Here is a 21,179-nt window from a genome sequence, read left to right as displayed (position 1 = left end):
ATGATTAATCTCACTGTTTGTGAACCACACTATATACATATATCGTTCCTTGAAAGGATTGAATATAGTGGAGTTTAATCATGATGATGAAAAATACGTTCGCGAAAAACCGGCGAGAAACTGGAGAACCTTTTTGTTTTCAAGCCTCGTCGGCGCCGTGATTGGTGCTTTATTAACGGTATTTGCCCTGCCGTACCTCTCACAGCAGGGGCTTTTGCCGTACAACCTCCAAGTCGCCGAACCGGACGGAAGCCAGGCGGCTGGACAAGGCGGAGCCGTTCGCAATGTCTCGGTCAATGTAAATACCGATGTCACAAGACTGGTCTCTAAAGTGTCTGATTCGGTCGTCGGCGTCATCAACATTCAAAAAACGGGTGTCTGGGATGAAAAAGGTGAAGCGGGAACCGGTTCCGGCGTGGTATACAAAAAGAACGGAAGCATATCCCATATCGTGACAAACCACCATGTCATCGAAGGCGCAACACAACTCGAAGTCAGCTTGCAGGACGGAAGCAGAATTCCGGCAAAGCTTATCGGCAGCGACAAGCTGATGGACCTTGCCGTTCTTCAAGTCAAAAGCAATAAAATAAAGTCGGCTGCCGATTTCGGAAATTCAGATAAAGTCAAAACAGGTGAACCGGTCATAGCGATCGGAAACCCGCTCGGCCTCGAATTCTCGGGCTCTGTAACGCAAGGAATCATCTCGGGAACAGAGCGTGCCGTTCCAGTTGATTTAGATGATGACGGCCAGCCGGACTGGAATGCGGAAGTATTGCAAACGGATGCGGCGATTAACCCGGGAAACAGCGGCGGAGGGCTGTTTGATCTTGACGGGAAAGTGATCGGCATTAACTCGATGAAAATCGCCGAAAGCGCCGTTGAAGGAATCGGATTGAGCATTCCGGCAAACCTTGCGATTCCGGTCATCAACGATCTGGAAACATACGGCGAAGTCAGACGTCCGTATCTCGGAATCGAAATGAAATCGCTCGGCGACATCGCAAGCTATCATTGGCAGGAAACCCTTAAACTGCCGACAAACGTAACATCGGGCGTCGTCGTTATGAGCGTGCAGGCATTATCTCCGGCTGCAAAAGCCGGGCTAAATGGCCTTGATGTCATCGTTGAATTTGACGGCAAGCGGGTGTACGATATCATCGATCTCCGCAAAAAGCTCTATACAAAAAAAGTCGGTGACACCGTGACATTCAAGTATTACCACCGCGGAAAAGTAAAAACGGCAAAAGTGAAGCTTACGCGATCCAAATTGGGGAGCTAACCATGAACAGTCTGGCCTTTGCAGCCAGGCTGTTTTTCGTATGCGTCCATTATGAAACGGCTGAGGAATTTCGTCAAAAGGCCAAAAAACGATTTTGATTAATCAAATATCAGTTTTCATACTATGGAAAAAACGGACATGCCGTTGTATTGCGTTTCATTTCCGCCTGCTGTATGATGATTTTAATATTTTTGACAGAGAACTAAAAATCGGGATGGAAAGGGAGATAGAATGAGTCGGAATGCGTTGGTCTTACAATCGGATTTTGGCATTGACGACGGGGCTGTCAATGCGATGTACGGAGTGGCTTATTCGGTTGACAGTTCGATCCGGATTTTCGATGTAACGCACAATATTCCTGTGTTTCACATTTGGGAAGCTTCATACCGTTTGCTGCAGACGGTTTCCTACTGGCCGGAAGGAACTGTATTCGTATCCGTCGTTGACCCCGGCGTCGGTTCGGAGCGCCGCAGCGTGGCAGTCAGGACGTCTTCAAATCAATATATCATTACCCCGGATAACGGCACGCTTACCCATGTCGTACAGAAAAACGGCATTGCCGAAGCGCGCCATCTCGACGAGGCGTTGAACAGGCTGCCAAACTCCGGTGAATCGCACACGTTTCACGGCCGCGACATCTACGCATACACAGGCGCAAGGCTAGCGTCAGGCGCAATCCGCTTCGACCAGATCGGCCCGGAGGTATCCCCCGATTCCCTCATCAAACTCCCTGTCATGGAAGCCTATATCGATCATGAGTGGGTTGCGGGCACCATCGATATTTTAGATATTCGCTTCGGAAACCTTTGGACCAATATCAGCCGCAGGCTTTTCAGCAATTTAGACATCCGCTATGGGGACGCTGTAGAAGTCGTCATCACTCACGGTATCAATGAAGTATACCGGCAAACCATCGTCTTTGGACGCTCTTTTGCTGATATACCTGTGGGCGAACCGCTCGTTTATGTGAATTCGCTGGACAATTTAGGCGTTGCGATCAATCAGGGCTCTTTCGCTGAGACGCACCATATCGGAACCGGAATCGATTGGCGGATTTCGATTCGCAAAGCGGGATAGACGAAAAACAATCTGGAGAAATTCAGATTGTTTTTTCATGTAAGCCGGGAATTTATGTCGAAAATAGTACAAAAGCCGTCTTAGTGCATAAGACTTATTGTCTAAAATTGTGAAAACAGATATATTGATGGAGTGTGCGTTATTAAGAATATTCGTTTGGAAAACTCAATACCCGGAGGAATCCTAGATGAACCACAATGAAATGATGGCGATGAAAGCGCTGTCCGGTGCGAAAAGCAAACGTATCATGTCCGTTTTTGTATTGTGTCTTGTCACCTTGGGAATGTATATTCCATACTGGTTTCTTTCACGGAAAAAAGTTCTCGATCTTCTGCCTAGTCTTGATATTCCATACACCACACTAAAAGTCATTATATTTTATTATTTATTTTCAATCCCAATAAGAATTACAGCACCGTTTGCATTTTCTGATATGCACTACAGCCTTTTCCTTTTGCTGCACAGAATCATCATGATCTTATCCGCAGGCGTTCTCATCTATTGTGCACTTTCAGTGACGGCAGCCGTCAACAAGCTGTCCGGAGATGAACCCGCCAAAGGAACCGCTCTCGCTTTCCTTTTGAACATCTTATACATACAGCACCGAATCAACAAAATGTCCGAACCGAAACATGCATATATCACGAGGGCTTCATAGGAGTGAACCAAATGTTAAAAAAACCGACAGTGGGTCTAACCCCCATGTCAGACAAAGATTTTACAGCCTACCGATCGTATTCAGTCGAACACTACGCCATGGAAAAAGTAAAAGCCGGCACATGGACGCTAGCAGAGGCTTTAGAGAAAGCGGAGGAACAGCTCCGGAAGCTTTTGCCGAACGGAACGAAAAGCACCAACCACCGCCTCTTCTCGATTGTCAACGAAAACAAGGACGTCATCGGGTGGCTTTGGGTTTATGCCGACCCGCATCATCCTCAGAAAGAAGCGTTTATTTATGATTTTGGCCTTTATGAAGCGTACCGCGGCCAGGGGAACGGGCGGCAGGCGCTTTTGGCTTTGGAAGAAGAGGCCAGAAGGCTTGGAATCGAGAAGCTGTCCCTTCACGTATTTGCCCATAATAAAACGGCAAGGAGCTTATATGAGAAGATGAATTTTGAAGTTACCGATTTGAATATGAGTAAGCTGCTGTAAAAGAGGAGGATCAAGGCTGACATAGCTTTGATCTTTTTTCTGCTTTGATAGGGAGAAAAAATGATTCGGGAATGAAAAATGGTTATTTAGACCTTATTTTTTAGAATGAAGACCTATTTATAAACAATATTTGAGAATTGATGTGGCATAAGAATCGATACGAAAGGCGTTGTTTATTCGATTGATTCAATAAAAAGCGCAAATTGACCCGGCGATATCTATTTAATTACAAATCGCAGTTTTGATTTCTCGGTTATTTTATAGTACCTTTTGAAAGTGGAAAAGTATACATACAGAGGATAAAAAGACCGAAAGAAGTGGATTTTATAATGAATGCGGAACAAAAATCAGCAGAATTTCCGAAAATTCGGGTTGGATATACAATCTTATTAACGATCGTGACGTTCGGAATGTATATTCCATATTGGTTTCTGTCGCGAAGACAAGCGCTTGAACGGCTTCACATAAAGCTGCCATATGTTTTCATAAAAGTAACTGTACTATTATTTGTTTTTTCGGTTTTGGAGTATTTTTGGATAGCATCTATAACAACTATGCAAAGTTTATTGTTTAAAGACATTTTACCTTTTGAAAATAACCCTTTTCTGCTTCCGCTGATTCCGGAAGACAGTTTTTTAAGCGAGTTCGGCTTTTTGCTGTTTACGATCGTAAGCATCATCAGCAGCTTTAAAATCCGGAATGGATTGAAAAAACAGCTTCCAAATCAATCGGTAAACGGATGGCTCACGTTCTTTTTTCACATTTGGTATTTGCAGCATATTGTGAATAAACATGCCTCAAGCGATCTAACAGCAAAAGAATCGGCATAACAGAAAAAATTTTAGTATTGGCTGAGGAGGCCGATGCTTTTTTAGTTATCCAGAAGTCTCGAGTGTCCTTGTGGATAAACCAGCTATAGAAGCATAACACCTATTAACATGTGAATAAATAGGGTATATTGAATATATAGCCTTTTAAAAAAGAGCCTAATGAATCAATATTGGAGGTACACTCATGAAGTCTTGTGAGGAACACATTGAAACCGTCATTGACATGTATGTAGACGAAGAAGAATCAGCCCCTGAAATCAGAAAAATCGAACATACGCACAGTTTATCCACAACCTGTGAATTGTGCGAAAAGCCAGCAGTATATATAGTAGGGAACGAATGATCGGACACTAAATACACAACTTTTATCCACAATTGTGGATAATATATATGAATAACTTGTTCTTAAAGTGGGGATGACCTGTGAATATATCAATCGTAGCAATCGGAAAACTAAAAGAAAAATACTTAAAACAAGGAATCGACGAATACATAAAACGGCTTTCCGCATACGCAAAAGTCGACATCATCGAACTCCCGGACGAAAAAGCACCGGAGAACCTGAGCGACCAGGACATGAAAATCATCAAAGACAAAGAAGGCGACCGAATCCTCTCCAAAATCAGCCCTGACGCCCACGTCATCGCCCTCGCAATCGAAGGAAAAATGAAAAGCTCGGAAGAATTAGCCGATAATATGGATAGACTCGCCACATATGGAAAGAGCAAGGTGACCTTTGTTATCGGAGGCTCGCTGGGCCTGAGCGACGCTGTCTTGAAACGCGCGGATGAGAAGCTGTCGTTTTCGAGGATGACGTTTCCGCATCAGCTTATGCGGCTGATTTTGCTTGAGCAGGTTTACCGGGCGTTTCGGATTAATCGGGGGGAGCCTTATCATAAGTGAGTAAAAGTTTGTAAATTATTAAGGGCAATTTTAATTATTTGAGAATATTGGCTATTTCAATTATTTGGTTAATTCTTCACAATTAATTAGTTTTTTAGCCTAATTAAAAACAATTTATTGAATTAAATCAGATTTTCAAACAATTTATGTTCCAGTTACATTTCTCTTATTTTAAAATAGTAAGAGTAAATATAAGTTAACAACCAAGAAGGCAAGGATGTTATAGTTTATATTTTTAATATCATCATAAATAGGAGGGCACAAAATGAGTAATGCGTATGAGATTATTAGTTTGAAAATTTCAGATTTAAATATTAATATTGGCAATCCTCGGTTTGAACCGGTTTCTACCCAACACGAAGCTATTGAAATAATTATTGAAGATCAAAAAGATAAGATTGTAGCTCTTGTGACAGATATATTGGAGGAAGGATTAAACCCATCAGATTTACCAATTGTTACACCAGATGATACACAGGAAGGCAAGTATGTCGTTTTAGAAGGAAACAGAAGAATGACTGCCTTAAAAATACTATTAGAACCGAACTTAATTCCTAAACGTTTTGGTAATATCGCAAAGAAAATTGAAAATCTAAAAAAAAGAAATCCTTACATAAAAATTACTGAGATAGATTGCGTAGTTTATGATAACCCGGATGATGCACTTCATTGGATAGAACTTAAGCATACCGGAGAGGGAAATGGCGAAGGGACTGTAAAGTGGGATAGTTTAGCAATACAAAGATTTAGATTTAATGTTAAAAGAGGAAAAACATCTCTTGCACTTCAAGTTATAAATTATTTGAATAATTCTCAACAAGTTAGTGACAAATTGCGTATGTCTGCTAAAAAAGTTCCCATTACAAACTTGGATAGATTAATTACAGACCCAGATGTCCGGGCACTTTTAGGTATAGAATTAAACGAAGGAAAACTTGTATCACATGTGCATCCTTCAGAAGTTATTAAAGGGTTGAGTAAAATAATATATGATCTTTCTAATAAAGAGATAACTGTAAATGATATTAAATTAAAAGGAGATAGATTTGATTACCTAGCTTCTTTTAGTGAAATAGATTTACCTAATTTGAATAATAAAGCACAAAAAAAATGGGATTTTATTGACGGATATAATCTCGAAGACTCTGAGGAAAAGCCCTCAGGTAAGGAGCAAGCAGGTGGAACAACGGGTGGAACAACAGGTGGAACAACAGGTGGAACAACAGGTGGAACAACAGGTGGAACAACGGGTGGAACAACGGGTGGAACAACAGGTGGAACAACAGGTGGAACAACGGGTGGAACAACAGGTGAAACAACGGGTGGAACAACGGCGGACGAAACAGGAAAAAGAAAAGCTGGTACACGAAGTAAAGCATATTCAACAAAGAGGAAATATGTGATACCTACTAATTTTATTTTAAAAATTGATGATAAGAGAATAAACAATATATACTTAGAACTTAGAAAGCTAAACGTAAATGACTTCCCTAATGCAGCCGCTGTATCTTTAAGAGTGTTCATTGAACTAAGTTTAGATTATTATATGAATAAGGTTAGTCTCCCTAATATCACTAACAATAGTAAACTTGTTCAAAAAATAAAGGTAGCCTCTAAATATATGGAGGAAAACAGAATTCTTTCTAAATATGAGCTTAAACCAGTTAGGACAGCTACGTCATCACCGGAAAATATTTTGTCTACAGAGACGTTAAATGCATACGTTCATAATAGATTAATGCAGCCTATTGCTAATGATTTAAAGATAACATGGGATAATTTTGGACCGTTTATTAAGGCGATATTTACTTAAGTAGATTAATTTGGGTTTATGAGAATTAATACTATCTTCTCTTTGAAAAGGAGTTAATTCATAATGTATAAAGTAATTTCACATTGGTATAATACAGGGAAATTATAATTTGAAGGAGTTCTATTTGTACTTATAATTTTCATTGTAGATACCAATCATAAAAACTAATTATTAATATAAAACAATTAAACATTGCATCACTTTATTAAAATAACCCCCTATCTATATATGTGAAAAAGGTTATATAGTGGGAGATCATTATTAAAATTGAAGGAGGCGATATAATTTGCCAAGAACACTTTCACCACTCAGATATCCAGGGGGAAAGACTCAATTATATAAGTTTGTAAAAAAATTGATTGAGCAAAATAATATTTTGCTACCTATCTATGTAGAACCATTCGCTGGTGGAGCTGGATTAGCTATAGAGTTACTTTTGAGAGGTGATGTAAACTCTATTATAATTAATGATTTCGACCCTGCAATTTATAATTTTTGGAAATGCGTCCTTTATGATACAGATAATTTTGTGAATTTAATAGAGGAAACGCCAATTAATATATCAGAATGGGAGAAACAGAAAGAAATATACAATAATCAACTAAATTATAGTGAACTCGAGGTAGGTTTTGCAACCTTTTATTTAAATAGAACAAATCGCTCAGGGATAATTAAAGGCGGTCCTATTAGTAGGGATAATAGTGGGAAATACAAGTTAGATTGTCGTTTTAATAAAGTAGATCTTATCAATAAAATCAGACATATTTCTTTAGTTAAAGATAGTATTAACCTTTATAACTATGATGCTATATTTTTCATAAAACATATTCTACCTATTTTTCCTGAGCAACAACTCTTTATTTTTTTCGACCCTCCATATTATGAACAGGGAAAAAATTTATATACAAACTTTTATACTCATAATGATCATGAAGAACTTTGTAATGCAATTAAAGAGATTTCAGAAAGTCATTGGATTACAACTTATGATTTTAATCAAGCTATAGCTAACCTTTATAAGGATGTTCCTACAAAGGTGTATCAACTACATTATTCAGCAAATCGAAAAAGGAAAGAAAAAGAATTCTTATTTCATAATATAAAAACAAGAGTAGATTCATTTGAAAAAGTTCAATTTGTTGAAAGCTAATTAGGGTAGTATAGGCGTTCATACTCGTTTTTCAATTCATGTTTTGTTTATAAATTAAAGGGGTTTTTTTGTAACAAGTACGGCTAGGTATTTCCCTAAAAATAATTGCAATACCTGAATAACGGGCGATAAAAAAGTTTTTGAGCTGAATTACTTTTGAAATCTATTAAGATAATACATTATTATAAGCTTTAATGTAGTAGAGAGGCCAATTCTTTAATATAACTTGAGGAAAACCTTGGTTTATTTAGTCGAGAAAAAAGAAAATTTAAGGAACAAAATATGATAATGAATTGGTGAGAACGACTATCTATGAAATACAACGGATATTCTACTAAAATTCGATAAAAGGGGAGATTCCTTTGACCAAGTTTTTTTGATATATTATAGCAAAAACTCAAATCCACCCCTCCCCCTCAGCAACCTTCGCCGCCTCCGTCCGGTTCTTCGCACCCAGCTTATGCATAATTTCAGAAATATAATTCCGGACGGTGCCGGCTGACAGGAACAGCTCAGCGGCAATTTCTTTCGTCGTCTTTCCTAAAGCTGCCAAGCGCAGGATTTCCTGCTCGCGTTCGGAGAGCGGGTTTACCTTGCGGATGGCATCGAAGGTGAGTTCCGGGCTGAAGATTCGCTTGCCTGTCATGCATTTGCGGATGGCGTCTGCGAGTTCGTCGATTTCTCCGTCTTTCAGCAGGTAGCCGTGTACATTGCTTTTGACGGCGCGTTCGAAGTAGCCGGGACGGGCAAATGTTGTTAAAATGACAACCTTACTTTTTGAGCCTCGTTTCGTCAGCTCTTCAGCCACTTCCAAGCCGCTTTTGACAGGCATTTCGATATCCATGAGACAGACGTCCGGTTCAAGTTTCAAAATGGCGGCAAGCGCTTCTTCGCCGTTTGTTGCCTGGCCGATGACTTTCATGTCCTCTTCCAGGTCAAGCAAGGAGCCCAGGGCGCTTAACAGCATTCTTTGATCTTCAGCGATAAATAAACGAATCATTGCATTGCTTCCTTTCGTTCTGCTTTCTTTACAATCGGGACGGTGATGTGTAAAACAGCGCCGTTATGGGTTGAAACGTCCAGTGCTCCGTCGATTAATGAGAGTCTTTCTTTCATTCCGCGCAAACCGTTTCCAAACGGTTTCTTTTGATCGATCCCCATTCCGTCGTCTTTAACCGTGATGCTCATTTTTTCATCCGATTGAGAAATAGAGATCATGCAATGGTTGGCACGGCTGTGTTTGACGATATTTGTGGCTGCTTCCCGTATACACATGCTGACGATATTTTGTGTGACCGGAGGGACTTTTGAAAAATCTGAGTCTCCATCGTATTGGAATGTCATTTCCGCAGCTCGGAGTATTTGCTGGATGTGGATGAGCTCTTCTGCGATTGTGGCGGTTTTCATATCGGACACGAGCTCTCTTGCTTGCTTTAAGGCGGCTCTCGATGTGATTTCCATTTCTTTTGCTTCTTTGCGCGCCCGTTCGGAATCGATGGTGACGATCCGCTGGACAAGCTGGCTTTTTAAGGTGAGCAGTGACAGGGTATGGCCGAGTGTATCGTGAAGGTCGCGGGCAATCCGTGTCCGCTCTTCGCGTTTTACTAACTCCTTGATATGCTGATTTGCTTTGTCAAGCTGTTGTTCCAGTTCTATCCGGCGGAACATGGAACGGATGCCGAATGGCGACATGAGCATAATAATGAAAAAGGGAAGAAAGCGAACGATCTGGCTTGCCGTCTGGGATAAATTACTTTGAATGAAATAAAAAACAAAAGGGATCAACAATACGAAAACTAAACTAATAAAACCGTGCTGAAACTTCTTTTTATCCCGATAAAAACCGATAAAGTTCGCCGGAAAAAAGCCTAAAAATATGAAGCTGATATCGTATAATACACTGAAAATAAGGATGATTGAAAGCTGTACAGTCAGCCAATAAGAGAATCCTTTTTTTTGCGGTGAAACACAATAAAGCTGGCGGTACGTTATAAAGAAAAGCAGCACCATTCCATAGCCGTTAAGCTGTTTGATCCCCGTTTCTTGCGTCAAATAAAAGATCGGCATCAGCAAATAGACTAAAAAGATATAGGGGAAGAAGCCGTAGTGGCTCGGAAATATGCTGATTGTTTTTTTCATTCTGGTCACACCGCTTCTTGTTTTCTTCTCATATATTTAGATAGTAGCATAAGCACGATGAAATAGGCGAACAGAATGAGAACATTGTTCCAGTCCGGCATTTTGCCTCGAACAATTTCCCATGCTCCATTTCCAAAATGATAGGATGGCAGCCAATGGCTGAAACTCTGCATCATTTTCGGCATTACCTCAAGCGGCATCCACATCCCCCCGGTAACAGCGAGGACCATATAGAGCACATTGCTGACTCCGGCCGCTGTATCGACTTTTTTCATCATCCCGATCAATGTCCCGATCGCCAGAAACGGGAGGGAGCCAAGCAGGATCCACAAGCCGCTCATGAACCATTCAAACGGGGTCAAAGAAACTCCGTTGATGATGGCGCCGAATGAGAAAATAACCGTGATCGAAAGAATATGAATGACGCTTTGTCCGGCCATTTGGGCGATAAAATAAACATGATCAGAAAGAGGCGTCATGCGAATGAACGTCGACCAGCCTTGGGTGCGCTCTTGAACCATGCGGATCCCGAGCGACATGATTGAGGAGCCCATGACGCTGAATGTTGTCATCGACATTAAATAATGCGCTTTCCAAGCCCCAGGATCCGGAGCATTCGTATTGACGACGTTTGTAAAAATGTAATAGAAGGCAATCGGCATGACCAATGACCAAAAGACAAAATAGCGGTTTCTGAGCATTCTTTTGATTTCCATTTTGCATTGCATTTGAAATACATTCATTTTACATCGTCTCCTTTGCCTGTCAGCTGACGAAACGCCTCTTCGAGATTTCCGCGTTCAATTTGAATATCATAAGCGCCGGTCTTTTCAGTGAAGAGAAGTTCCAATATTTTGTCCGTATTAGTCGTGTCGATGTAAATCCGATTGTTTTCCCGGGAAATTTGCCCGATTTCCGGGTGCTGATACAGCTTCTCCAGCGATTTTGCCGGATCGGCCATAAATGAAACGGAATGCTTCGATATTTTTGATTTAATGTGCAGCGGCGTTCCGTCTGCAACAATCCTGCCGTCTTTAAACAGCAAGATTCGTTGTGCGGCATCATCAGCTTCCTGTAAGTAGTGTGTAGAAAAAATGATCGTTTTTCCTCGATCTGCGAGCGTTTTGACCGTTTGCCAAAAGCGGTTTCTTGATGTGATATCCATGCCGACCGTAGGTTCGTCAAAGATCATCAGCTCTGGATCACCGGCAAGCGCCAAGGCAAAGCTCAGACGCCGCTTTTGGCCTCCTGACAACTTTTCTGCTCGTGTTTTTACATCTTTTTTTGTCAGACCTGTTAATGCGGTGAGCTTCTGAAAGGATAACGGCTTTGGATAGTAGCTCCGGACAAGTTCGATGATTTCGCCTGCGCGCAAACCCGGTGTTACGCTGACTTGCTGCAGCATCGTGCCGATTTTTTCGCGTACCTGTTTTTCGTGCGGCAGGGAATTAAATAATGTAATGTTGCCGGATGTCGGTTTTAACAGCCCCAACATCATGGAAATCGTTGTTGTTTTTCCGGCCCCGTTTGGCCCCAGAATCGCTACAATTTCCCCTTGTCCGATTGAAAAATTGATATGTTCAACCGCCGTTTTTTGGCGGAATGTTTTTGTCACGTTTGCCAAGCTTACAACATTCCCCATTGCACAACACCTCCTGATTACTTAAGGTCATTGTACAGTCGCAGGAAAGAAGATTTTAGTATGTGATGTCATCAAAATCGGGTGACAAATGTCATTTTTTTAAACAATGAAAATAATATGGAGCTGACGTTGTAGAAAGAATGGAAGTGTTAAGCAAATGAAGGCAGGGAGGATTACTGTAAGATAAGCAAGCAGGGCGCCGTAATTATCGGCGTCCTGCTTGTTTCATTTCAACTGAATTCTTTTGTATGATTACGGATGGCCATTTACTATGGAGGTGTAGAGAGAGCTGTCAAAGAAACTCTCTCTATATATGCATTGTCATAGAACGTGTTTCGGCCCTCTCTATCGCTGGTTGAAGAATCAAAGACATATTAAAGATTAACCATTATTTTTAACCGGATACTTCCTCCCATTCTTCACAATCTTCTCTTCCACAATCTCTTTTACGTCCAATCCAAGATCGTTACACAGCATGAATGAGTAGATCAAAACATCTGCGATTTCTTCACGGATGTTTTCTTTATTTGCTTTGAGGGCTTCTTCACTGCTGATCCATTGGAAGTCTTCGAGCAGCTCTGCTGCTTCGATGGAGATGGAGATGGCGAGGTCTTTTGGGTTATGGTATTGCCTCCAGTTTCGTTCATCTCTGAATTCGTTGATTACGTTGATTAGGCTTTGGATATCACTCATGATGATTTTCCCCTTTCTAACTCGAGTAGTCTCTTTCTTAATTTAGGGTCTGTCGCATAAATATATAGGCCGTGGATGCCCCGTTTCATCAGGACATTTATTGAATTTAAGATGATTTGTTCTTTAATTTGTTCATTCTGTTCTGGAGACAAATCTGTACGTGACACGAATGCCCCTTTATCTTTGTATTTAGAAGTATCAATTACTAGTTCGTCGTTGTCTTCATCATAGCTTACGGAAGGGCCGAGAACGACGCCGACGTAATTTAAATCAAACCCCTGCACGGTATAAATGGAACCGACTTCTTTAATAGAATTCGGATTTTCGGCCCATGTCACCTTATCCTGAGTGCTGTTCCAGGGCATATTAATCCCTTCTTCATCGACAATGTAAGTCTTTTTATCTTTTTTATGTAAATAATCAAAGGTCGAGACAATCCGGGAGAGCCCGTCTTCACTGTTTTTGCGTTCAATAGCTGTTTTAAACGCAGCAGCATCTTCAAATATTTTAAGCTCGAAGGAGGAGTCTTCAGTCGGTAAAGGAAGAACTTTCTTTTCAACAAAGCGGTCAATCCACTTGATCGTTTCTGGATTGGCGTTCATTCTCATTTGGTCTGTAAGCTTTACGGTTTTCGCATGATACTGGTTTTTGATTTCTTCGAGCAATCTATCGTTCCAATAACTTTTAATCTTTAGGACTTGTTTTGGATCAAAGATGACAACGGTGATTTTACTGCGCTTAATGATCTCATCCAGCTGGTTTTGGTAGCGGAAATTGTTATAGGAATCTTCCTTTGTCAGAAGCAGGTGGGCTTCGTCTACTAATACGATATCTGCTGTTGCTCCCGTCTTAGTTTTCTCGTTAATAAATGGTGTTGGCTTCATGAGACTCTTTTTCTTCAAATTCGGTAAGCTGTTGGCGATGCTTTTATAAGTCTTCAGCATTTCGCTGTGATTCACCAGCAAGTAATTATCTGTTTCTTTCAAAAAAGGGTCTTCGCTGTTAGCCAAATCTTGAATTGTATTAAACAAAGAGCTTAACAGGACACTTTTACCTGTGCCGGCATCTCCTTCAATAACAATGACATGATTTCCTTCTTTTTGTAAATGTTCTTTACAGAAATCAAGGATCTCATTTTTTATATCAATCTGCTGAGGCGAGAGCTCTTTATAGGGAGATAGTTTATAAATGTCTTTATTCCTAAGGTTTTCAAGGGAATCGCCTACAATTTTCTCTTCTCTAAGTTTCTCCCAAATGACTTGAAAGATCTCTTCATTATAAAAGGGTTTCTGATAGTAGTTGTGCATTTCCCTGGATCTTGTCTGGCTTACGTTTTGCAGCTGGTAGCGGTTATCGGCGATAAAATAGTTAATTAGATTTGATTCAATATTGTACGTCGCAGACTGATGAAATTTCTCATGCCCGATTAAAATAAAGCGGTTCAAACTCTTTCGCTTTTTATCATCTATATGATTTTTCAAACGCCGTGCAGCTTGAACCGTTTGCCCAATATATGCAGTCGGCTTCTTTTTCTCATTATAAAGGATATATACAATCGGATAGTTATTTAAATGCAGTGCTTTTACAACGTTTACATGGTCTGGAGTGAATTCTCTCTTTTCAAACACAAGTTCATTCATTGTTTTAGCCTCTAAATCTCTTTTTTTAAAGTAATAGTATCATATTTGATAGATTAATCTAAATTTTAACAAACAGAAGTTTTCGGAGGGCAACCTATGAAGGGCTCTGAAACATCCTTTGTTTCAGTTGAAAACAGGGAAATTATACAAATTTTCATTAGAAGTAAATGGGAAAATGATATTCGCTTTACCGGGGGATATTACAAAACCGGATTGCAACGGCAATGCTTCGTACCCTTTAAATATCAATGAAATGATTAATTAGTAAATATTGTGGATTGAGTTTGTTTTGGGTGCAAGGAAAAGAGGTTCTCTTGCACCATTTTTAGTTAAGCATTAGCCTGGGAGAAATGCCTTATCATCCATAACTATTCGCTTGAATCACAAACTGCGACTGCTCATAGTTATACGAAATCCTGGAGAAATCAAACGGCTGCCCGTTCGTTAAATGAAAGATGCTTTCCACGTAAAGCTTAGGCAATCCGGTCTTCAATCCCAAATACCTCGCTTCTTCCTCATTCAGCTGCCCGACATGAAGGAATAAATCTGAAAAGCCGATTTTAAGCCCCAGTCCTTCCCGGATGTAATTGAATATGGAATCAGATACGATTTCTTTGTTCAAATACGTAATAATCGATTTATTGTAATACGATTCTTCAAAGCATAACGTTTGTCCGTTAATATAGCGGACCCTTTTGACATAGTAGATATCATCGTCGAGCCCGATGTTCAAGTTTTCGGCAGCTTCTTTTGTCGGTTTTCTTACGTCTAATTCAATGACCTTTGAGGTGACGTTAAAATCCTCAAGATCCTTTTTAAACCCTTGATTGGACAGCAGGCTGATATAACCTTTTCTTTTATGCCTTCTGACAAAAATGCCGCTGCCTCTGACTTGAAAGATAACCCCTTTTTTCTCCAACAGGTCTAACGATTTCGTAATCGTGCTTTTGCTTACTTCGAATTGAGCCATCAATGTTTCCAATACCGGCAGTTTATCCCCTTGTTGAAGATTGTGGTCTTCCATATACTTTTCGATTTCCGCTGCGATTTGCTGGTACTTTAACATACGCATTCCTCATTAGTTTTTTACAAAAATTATAGCATAAACCCCAACCGAAAATAATGAATGCGTAAATATATTGTTTGGTGATTGAAAAATTAGACCGGTACAATTATAATGTAAGCGTAAACAAAAAAACTAAGGGGGGGGTCAAAATGTCGGGGAAAGTGAGAGATTATACGAAGCTTGCGAAAGATATTTTAGAGGCTGTCGGCGGGGAAGGGAACGTGATCGGCGTTACGCGTTGTGCAACGAGGCTCAGATTGGTGCTGAAGCGGTCGAATCCGAAAGCTAGAGACATCGTAAAATCGATGCCTGGCGTTATTACAGTCGTAGAAAACAACGGTCAATTCCAAGTTGTAATTGGACAGCATGTCGGTGAAGTCTATGAGGAGTTTACGGGTTTAGTAAACATCGAAACGTCTGATGAACAAAGCGAACATAAAGGAACGGTTTTGAATCGCGTGATTGCAACGATGTCGGCCGTGTTTGCGCCATTTGTGTATATTTTGGCCGCCGCCGGTATTTTGCAAGGGTTGTTAATCATTATCAATTTATTTTTTGATCGTTTTGCTGAAAGTGGGACTTATCAGGTTTTAAGTTTTATATCATGGGCGCCGTTCACTTTCTTGCCGATTTTTATCGCGATTACGGCATCAAAGCATTTTAAGACAAACACATATATTGCAGTGGCATGCTGCGCGGCTCTGGTCAGCCAGACATGGACGGACATGGCGGCTCAAATTGCAGATGGAAAGAGCATGTCTTTCTTGGGTGTTGCCTTAAGCGAAACGACATACACGTCTTCCGTACTTCCACCGTTATTTTTAGTGTGGATTTTGTCCTACCTTGAAAGGTTTTTGAATAAGAAAATGAACGAAGTCGTGAGACCGTTGTTTGTCCCGTTTTTATGCATGGTCATCATGGTGCCGCTGACGATTGTATTAATCGGCCCCGTGACAACGCTGGGAGCAAACGGAATTGCCAATGGGTATAACTTCTTGGCAGAACACGCGCCGGCTGTGGCAGGAGCGATTATCGGCGCCTTCTGGCAGGTCATTGTGATTTTTGGCGTGCACTGGGGAATCACCCCGATGGTGCTGGCGAATTTTGATTTATACGGCCGTGATTCATTTCAGGCATATCAAACGATCGCCGTTATTGCCCAAGTCGGGGCGGTGCTTGGGGTGATTTTGAAAGCGAAAAGCCGGGAAACGAGAAAAGTAAGCGTTTCCGCAGGTGTAACAGGGTTGTTTGGCATTACTGAACCGGCGATTTACGGTGTGACGCTGAGGTTTAAGAAGCCGTTTATATTCGGCTGTATTTCAGGCGCAATCGGTGCGATAGCGGCAAGTTTCTTTAATCCGTATTACTTTGCCTATGCCGGATTGCCGGGACCGCTTACGATCGTGAATGGGATCAACGAAAAGTATCCCATGTCGATTTGGGGAATTTTAATCGGAGTTGCAATTGCTGTTATTCTTCCGGTTGTATTGATTCAAATTTTCGGATATGGCGAAGATGCAGCAACCCCTGTGAAAAAGCCGGAACCAAACAATGAAGAAACGGTCTATGCACCGTTTAGCGGGAGGGTCATTCCGCTTTCAAAGGTTCCTGATGAAGTGTTCAGCTCAGGTGCCATGGGACAGGGGCTGGCGATTGAGCCATCCGATAATAAACTGTATGCTCCGTTTGACGGAACGGTCGTTATGGTAGCGCCTACAAAGCATGCGATCGGCTTGCGTTCGGCATCCGGCGTTGAAGTCCTTGTGCACATTGGATTGGATACGGTTACTTTAGACGGAAAGCCTTTTGCTTTAAAGATAAAAGAGGGGGACAAAGTCAAAAAAGGTGAAGTGCTTGCCGAATTCGACAAAGAATTCATTGAAAGGAAAGGGTTAAAAACGATCACCCCGGTCATTATCACCAATTCGCATGCATATCAGGAAATTCTCATCGAAGATCTTAAAGAAAGTGCATTAGACCAAAAATTATTTACAGTCGTAAGCTAGGGAGGAGAATGAAAAATGGAGAAAATGCCGAAGGATTTCTTATGGGGCGGCGCTTTGGCTGCTCACCAATTCGAAGGCGGCTGGGATCAAGGCGGCAAAGGACCGAGTGTCGTCGATGTCATGACTACAGGCGCCCACGGCGTGCCGAGAAGAATCACCGACACAATTGAAGAAAATGAATTTTACCCGAACCACGAAGCTATCGATTTCTATCATCGGTATAAGGAAGATATCGCTTTATTTGCCGAAATGGGCTTAAAATGTTTGCGGACATCGATCGGATGGAGCCGAATCTTCCCAAAAGGTGATGAGGCTGAGCCTAATGAAGAAGGACTGCAATTCTATGACGATGTGTTTGACGAATTGCTCAAACACGGAATTGAACCGGTCATTACATTGTCCCACTTTGAAATGCCGCTGCACTTGGCAAGGGAATACGGGGGATTCAGAAATCGAAAAGTCGTAGACTTCTTCGTGAAGTTCGCTGAAATTTGTTTCAATCGGTATAAAGATAAAGTGAAATACTGGATGACATTTAACGAGATTAACAACCAAATGGATGTGAACAATCCACTGTTTTTATGGACAAATTCGGGTGTTATCGTAGGAGAAAACGAGAATGCCAAGGAAGTCATGTATCAAACGGCGCACCACGAATTAGTGGCAAGCGCATTGGCCGTGGCAAAAGGAAAAGAAATCAACCCTGAATTCCAAATCGGGGCCATGGTGTCACACGTACCGATTTATCCTTATTCGTCCAATCCGGAAGATGTGATGCTGGCCGAAGAGGAAATGAGACAGCGCTATTTCTTCCCGGATGTACAGGTCCGCGGTTATTATCCAAGATATGCGTTAAAAGAATTTGAAAGAGAAGGATACAATATCAAGTTCGAAGACGGCGATGATGAGATTTTAAGAAATGGAACGGTCGATTATTTAGGCTTCAGTTATTACATGTCGACAACTGTTAAAAGCGATGTAGAAAACGACAATACGGGGGATGTTGTAAACGGCGGATTGCCGAACAGCGTTGAAAATCCGTACATCAAATCGAGCGATTGGGGCTGGGCGATCGATCCGACCGGATTGAGGTATACGTTAAACCGTTTTTATGACCGGTATCAAATACCGTTATTCATCGTCGAAAACGGCTTTGGCGCCGTCGATACGTTAGAAGAGGACGGCACTGTCCATGACCCGGAAAGAATTCAATATTTAAAATCGCATATTGAAGCATTAGAAAAAGCCGTCATTTACGACGGCGTCGAGTTGATCGGCTACACCCCTTGGGGCATAATCGATATCGTGTCATTTACAACAGGCGAAATGAAAAAACGCTACGGCATGATTTATGTCGACCGTGACAACGAAGGAAACGGATCGATGAAGCGGTATAAGAAGGATTCGTTTGAGTGGTATAAAAAAGTCATTCAGACGAATGGCGAAGAGTTGTAATACGTGAATCTAGACCCGAATGAAGCGTGCTTTGTTCGGGTTTTTAAGATGTTAAAAAAGCCGCGGTACTGCCATTGAAGCAGCACAGCGGCTTTTTATATTAATTCCGAATCAGGTAATCAAACGCTCCTAACGCAGCATTCGCACCAGATCCCATCGAAATGATGATTTGGTTATACGGGCTGTCTGTGCAGTCGCCTGCAGCGAACAGGCCTGGGATGGTTGTTTCGCCGCGTTTGTCGACTACGATTTCGCCGATGCGGTTGCGTTCGACGGTTTCAGGCAGCCATTCCGTGTTTGGTACGAGACCGATTTGGACGAAGACGCCTTGGAGTTCGACGTGTTTTTCCGCTCCAGTTTCGCGGTCTACGTACGTGATGCCGTTTACGTTTTCTTCGCCTGTGATTTCTTTTGTCTGTGCGTTTTTCACGACAGTCACGTTAGGGAGGCTGTAGAGACGTTTTTGCAGAACTTCGTCAGCTTTCAGCTCCGGCGCAAACTCAAGAACAGTGACATGATTGACGATGCCTGCGAGGTCAATCGCTGCTTCGATTCCGGAGTTGCCGCCGCCGATGACGGCTACGTCTTTGCCTTCAAACAATGGTCCGTCACAGTGAGGGCAGTATGCGACACCTTTGTTTTTGAACTCTTGTTCGCCGGGTACGCCGATATTGCGCCAGCGCGCTCCTGTTGAAAGGATCACGGTTTTGCTTTTCAGAACAGCGCCGTTTTCGAGTTCAAGCTCGAACAGATCTTTTTTCTCGAGATGTTTTGCGCGCTGAAGATTCATGACGTCAATATCATAATCCTTCACGTGTTCTTCAAGACTTGCTGCGAGCTTCGGTCCTTCGGTGCGTTTTACGCTGATGAAGTTCTCGATGCTCATCGTGTCAAGGACCTGACCGCCGAAGCGTTCAGCGACAATGCCTGTGCGGATGCCTTTGCGGGCCGCATAGATCGCTGCGCTTGCACCGGCCGGACCGCCGCCGACGACAAGGACATCGAACGGATCTTTGTCAGAAAGCTCAGAGGTGTCTGTGCCGCTGCCCATCTTCGCAAGAATCTCTTCGATTGTCATGCGGCCGCTTCCGAATGATTCGCCGTTCAGGAATACGGTCGGCACTGCCATGATGTTTTTGCTTTCAACTTCAGATTTGTATGCCGCGCCGTCGATCATGGTGTGTGTGATATTCGGGTTGAGCACGCTCATCATGTTCAAAGCTTGGACAACGTCGGGGCAGTTGTGGCACGTCAGGCTGATATAAGATTCAAAGTGGTATTCGCCGCTGATGTTTTTGATTTGATCGATGATTTTTTGATCGACTTTAGGCGGTCTTCCGCTCACTTGCAAAAGCGCCAGCACTAATGAAGTGAATTCGTGTCCGAGCGGTACACCGGCGAATGTGATGCCGGTTTCTTCTCCGGCACGATTGACGCTGAAGCTTGGCGTTCTGTTTAATTGCGCTTTTTCGACAGTGACTTTGGATGACATGGATGCCAGCTCTTCAACGAGAGCCAGCATATCCTTTGAGACGTCATCTTCGCCTGCGCTAACTTTGAGAACAATGTCATTCTCAATTAGCTGCATGTATTGGTTTAATTGTGCTTTGATATTTGCTTCAAGTACCAATTGAATGCACTCCTTAGATTTTGCCTACCAGGTCAAGGCTTGGCGTAAGGGTTTCAGAACCTTCTTCCCATTTAGCCGGGCAAACTTCACCTGGGTTTTGGCGAACGTATTGTGCCGCTTTGACTTTGTTGATCAGGATGCTTGCATCACGGCCGATACCGCCGGCGTTGATTTCAACAGCTTGGATCACGCCGTCTGGATCGATGATGAATGTTCCGCGGTCAGCAAGTCCTTCTTCTTCGTTAAGTACTTCAAAGTTGCGGGAGATCGTTTGAGACGGGTCACCGATCATCGCGTAAGTAATTTTGCCGATTTTTTCAGAGCTGTCATGCCAGCCTTTGTGTACGAAGTGAGTGTCAGTAGAAACAGAGTACACTTCAACGCCAAGCTCTTTTAGGGCAGCGTAATGGTTTTGCAGATCTTCAAGCTCAGTTGGGCATACGAATGAGAAATCTGCCGGATAGAAGCAGAAAATGCTCCATTGACCTTTCAGATCCTCGTGTGTTACATCGATAAACTCACCGTTTTTGTAAGCTTTCGCTGCAAATGGTTTTACTTCTTTTCCGATTAGAGACATAATATCGTCCTCCTATATGTTAATGTAATAAATAACAAAAGTTAAAACTTTAGTTATCTAAAATAATTCTAATCATGTACAAATTATTAAATAATATATTTTATTTGTCAAGGCAGAAAAACTATAT

General features: G+C 41.9%; 20 protein-coding genes. 11 read left to right on the top strand and 9 right to left on the bottom strand.

Annotated elements, in window-relative coordinates; translation table 11 throughout:
• Nucleotides 1–67: 67 nt before the first annotated feature.
• The 9 genes from MHB78_RS23920 to MHB78_RS23880 all read left to right on the top strand — a co-directional run bounded on the left by MHB78_RS23920 (nt 68) and on the right by MHB78_RS23880 (nt 8,204).
• Nucleotides 68–1,279, top strand: a complete 1,212-nt coding sequence (locus MHB78_RS23920; RefSeq protein WP_046130583.1) for a S1C family serine protease — start codon at nt 68–70, stop codon at nt 1,277–1,279.
• A 231-nt stretch (nt 1,280–1,510) separates the two neighbouring features.
• Entirely contained in the window at nt 1,511–2,356 is an 846-nt protein-coding gene (locus MHB78_RS23915) for an S-adenosyl-l-methionine hydroxide adenosyltransferase family protein (RefSeq protein WP_046130582.1), read from the top strand.
• Between the two features lie 187 nt (nt 2,357–2,543).
• Complete coding sequence (locus MHB78_RS23910) at nt 2,544–3,014, top strand: hypothetical protein (RefSeq protein ID WP_046130581.1); 471 nt, start codon at nt 2,544–2,546, stop codon at nt 3,012–3,014.
• An 11-nt stretch (nt 3,015–3,025) separates the two neighbouring features.
• Nucleotides 3,026–3,508: a GNAT family N-acetyltransferase gene (locus MHB78_RS23905; RefSeq protein WP_046130580.1), complete on the top strand. Its 483-nt coding sequence runs from the start codon at nt 3,026–3,028 to the stop codon at nt 3,506–3,508.
• A 329-nt stretch (nt 3,509–3,837) separates the two neighbouring features.
• Complete coding sequence (locus MHB78_RS23900; RefSeq protein WP_046130579.1) at nt 3,838–4,338, top strand: DUF4234 domain-containing protein; 501 nt, start codon at nt 3,838–3,840, stop codon at nt 4,336–4,338.
• 184 nt (nt 4,339–4,522) lie between these two features.
• A complete protein-coding gene (locus MHB78_RS23895; RefSeq protein ID WP_065894714.1) occupies nt 4,523–4,681 on the top strand; it encodes a CxxH/CxxC protein in 159 nt (52 codons plus the stop codon).
• Nucleotides 4,682–4,761: 80 nt separating this feature from the next.
• Nucleotides 4,762–5,241, top strand: a complete 480-nt coding sequence (rlmH, locus tag MHB78_RS23890; protein ID WP_046130578.1) for a 23S rRNA (pseudouridine(1915)-N(3))-methyltransferase RlmH — start codon at nt 4,762–4,764, stop codon at nt 5,239–5,241.
• Nucleotides 5,242–5,506: 265 nt separating this feature from the next.
• Nucleotides 5,507–7,054, top strand: coding sequence for a hypothetical protein (locus tag MHB78_RS23885; RefSeq protein ID WP_052948515.1), 1,548 nt, complete (start codon nt 5,507–5,509; stop codon nt 7,052–7,054).
• 286 nt (nt 7,055–7,340) lie between these two features.
• A complete protein-coding gene (locus MHB78_RS23880) occupies nt 7,341–8,204 on the top strand; it encodes a DNA adenine methylase (protein ID WP_046130577.1) in 864 nt (287 codons plus the stop codon).
• A 397-nt stretch (nt 8,205–8,601) separates the two neighbouring features.
• Here the strand turns inward: MHB78_RS23880 and MHB78_RS23875 are convergent, their stop codons facing one another.
• From MHB78_RS23875 to MHB78_RS23845, 7 genes are all read right to left on the bottom strand, one after another.
• Entirely contained in the window at nt 8,602–9,204 is a 603-nt protein-coding gene (locus MHB78_RS23875) for a response regulator transcription factor (protein WP_046130576.1), read from the bottom strand.
• Nucleotides 9,201–10,343, bottom strand: a complete 1,143-nt coding sequence (locus MHB78_RS23870; protein WP_046130575.1) for a sensor histidine kinase — start codon at nt 10,341–10,343, stop codon at nt 9,201–9,203. Before MHB78_RS23870 ends, MHB78_RS23875 begins: the two co-directional genes overlap by 4 nt.
• Nucleotides 10,344–10,348: 5 nt before the next feature.
• Nucleotides 10,349–11,086, bottom strand: a complete 738-nt coding sequence (locus tag MHB78_RS23865; RefSeq protein WP_046130574.1) for an ABC transporter permease — start codon at nt 11,084–11,086, stop codon at nt 10,349–10,351.
• Entirely contained in the window at nt 11,083–11,985 is a 903-nt protein-coding gene (locus tag MHB78_RS23860) for an ABC transporter ATP-binding protein (protein WP_046130573.1), read from the bottom strand. The genes MHB78_RS23865 and MHB78_RS23860 overlap by 4 nt, the downstream gene beginning before the upstream one ends.
• 381 nt (nt 11,986–12,366) lie before the next feature.
• A complete protein-coding gene (locus MHB78_RS23855; RefSeq protein ID WP_046130572.1) occupies nt 12,367–12,678 on the bottom strand; it encodes a nucleotide pyrophosphohydrolase in 312 nt (103 codons plus the stop codon).
• Complete coding sequence (locus MHB78_RS23850; RefSeq protein ID WP_046130571.1) at nt 12,675–14,318, bottom strand: DUF2075 domain-containing protein; 1,644 nt, start codon at nt 14,316–14,318, stop codon at nt 12,675–12,677. The genes MHB78_RS23855 and MHB78_RS23850 overlap by 4 nt, the downstream gene beginning before the upstream one ends.
• 358 nt (nt 14,319–14,676) lie before the next feature.
• A complete protein-coding gene (locus MHB78_RS23845) occupies nt 14,677–15,384 on the bottom strand; it encodes a GntR family transcriptional regulator (RefSeq protein WP_046130570.1) in 708 nt (235 codons plus the stop codon).
• Between the two features lie 149 nt (nt 15,385–15,533).
• Here MHB78_RS23845 and MHB78_RS23840 point away from each other — a divergent pair, with 149 nt between their 5' ends.
• Together MHB78_RS23840 and bglA are read left to right on the top strand one after the other, a co-directional pair.
• The gene (locus MHB78_RS23840) at nt 15,534–17,390 is read left to right on the top strand and encodes a beta-glucoside-specific PTS transporter subunit IIABC (protein ID WP_046130569.1); all 1,857 of its coding nucleotides are present in this window, start codon (nt 15,534–15,536) and stop codon (nt 17,388–17,390) included.
• 15 nt (nt 17,391–17,405) lie between these two features.
• The gene (bglA, locus tag MHB78_RS23835) at nt 17,406–18,845 is read left to right on the top strand and encodes a 6-phospho-beta-glucosidase BglA (RefSeq protein ID WP_046130568.1); all 1,440 of its coding nucleotides are present in this window, start codon (nt 17,406–17,408) and stop codon (nt 18,843–18,845) included.
• A 100-nt stretch (nt 18,846–18,945) separates the two neighbouring features.
• Here bglA and ahpF read toward each other — a convergent pair whose 3' ends face one another.
• Together ahpF and ahpC are read right to left on the bottom strand one after the other, a co-directional pair.
• Nucleotides 18,946–20,475 carry an alkyl hydroperoxide reductase subunit F gene (ahpF, locus tag MHB78_RS23830; protein WP_046130567.1) on the bottom strand — a complete coding sequence of 510 codons (1,530 nt, stop codon included), beginning with the start codon at nt 20,473–20,475 and terminating at the stop codon, nt 18,946–18,948.
• Between the two features lie 13 nt (nt 20,476–20,488).
• Nucleotides 20,489–21,052: an alkyl hydroperoxide reductase subunit C gene (gene ahpC / locus MHB78_RS23825; protein ID WP_046130566.1), complete on the bottom strand. Its 564-nt coding sequence runs from the start codon at nt 21,050–21,052 to the stop codon at nt 20,489–20,491.
• Between the last annotated feature and the right edge of the window lie 127 nt (nt 21,053–21,179).

This window comes from Bacillus sp. FSL K6-0138, assembly GCF_037982765.1.
In the GTDB taxonomy this organism is placed as follows: domain Bacteria; phylum Bacillota; class Bacilli; order Bacillales; family Bacillaceae; genus Bacillus; species Bacillus glycinifermentans.
Note: the sequence above shows the minus strand (reverse complement) of the source record. Positions and strands in the feature narration are given on the sequence as shown.

Excerpts from the sequence above, each read along its gene's own strand:
- MHB78_RS23900 (WP_046130579.1), top strand. The coding sequence starts at position 3,838 with ATGAATGCGGAACAAAAATCAGCAGAATTTCCGAAAATTCGGGTTGGA.
- bglA (WP_046130568.1), top strand. The coding sequence starts at position 17,406 with ATGGAGAAAATGCCGAAGGATTTCTTATGGGGCGGCGCTTTGGCTGCT.
- MHB78_RS23860 (WP_046130573.1), bottom strand. The coding sequence starts at position 11,985 with ATGGGGAATGTTGTAAGCTTGGCAAACGTGACAAAAACATTCCGCCAA.
- MHB78_RS23855 (WP_046130572.1), bottom strand. The coding sequence starts at position 12,678 with ATGAGTGATATCCAAAGCCTAATCAACGTAATCAACGAATTCAGAGAT.
- MHB78_RS23840 (WP_046130569.1), top strand. The coding sequence starts at position 15,534 with ATGTCGGGGAAAGTGAGAGATTATACGAAGCTTGCGAAAGATATTTTA.
- MHB78_RS23875 (WP_046130576.1), bottom strand. The coding sequence starts at position 9,204 with ATGATTCGTTTATTTATCGCTGAAGATCAAAGAATGCTGTTAAGCGCC.
- ahpC (WP_046130566.1), bottom strand. The coding sequence starts at position 21,052 with ATGTCTCTAATCGGAAAAGAAGTAAAACCATTTGCAGCGAAAGCTTAC.
- MHB78_RS23915 (WP_046130582.1), top strand. The coding sequence starts at position 1,511 with ATGAGTCGGAATGCGTTGGTCTTACAATCGGATTTTGGCATTGACGAC.
- MHB78_RS23870 (WP_046130575.1), bottom strand. The coding sequence starts at position 10,343 with ATGAAAAAAACAATCAGCATATTTCCGAGCCACTACGGCTTCTTCCCC.
- MHB78_RS23885 (WP_052948515.1), top strand. The coding sequence starts at position 5,507 with ATGAGTAATGCGTATGAGATTATTAGTTTGAAAATTTCAGATTTAAAT.
- MHB78_RS23845 (WP_046130570.1), bottom strand. The coding sequence starts at position 15,384 with ATGTTAAAGTACCAGCAAATCGCAGCGGAAATCGAAAAGTATATGGAA.
- MHB78_RS23910 (WP_046130581.1), top strand. The coding sequence starts at position 2,544 with ATGAACCACAATGAAATGATGGCGATGAAAGCGCTGTCCGGTGCGAAA.
- MHB78_RS23905 (WP_046130580.1), top strand. The coding sequence starts at position 3,026 with ATGTTAAAAAAACCGACAGTGGGTCTAACCCCCATGTCAGACAAAGAT.
- MHB78_RS23865 (WP_046130574.1), bottom strand. The coding sequence starts at position 11,086 with ATGAATGTATTTCAAATGCAATGCAAAATGGAAATCAAAAGAATGCTC.
- MHB78_RS23850 (WP_046130571.1), bottom strand. The coding sequence starts at position 14,318 with ATGAATGAACTTGTGTTTGAAAAGAGAGAATTCACTCCAGACCATGTA.
- MHB78_RS23895 (WP_065894714.1), top strand. The coding sequence starts at position 4,523 with ATGAAGTCTTGTGAGGAACACATTGAAACCGTCATTGACATGTATGTA.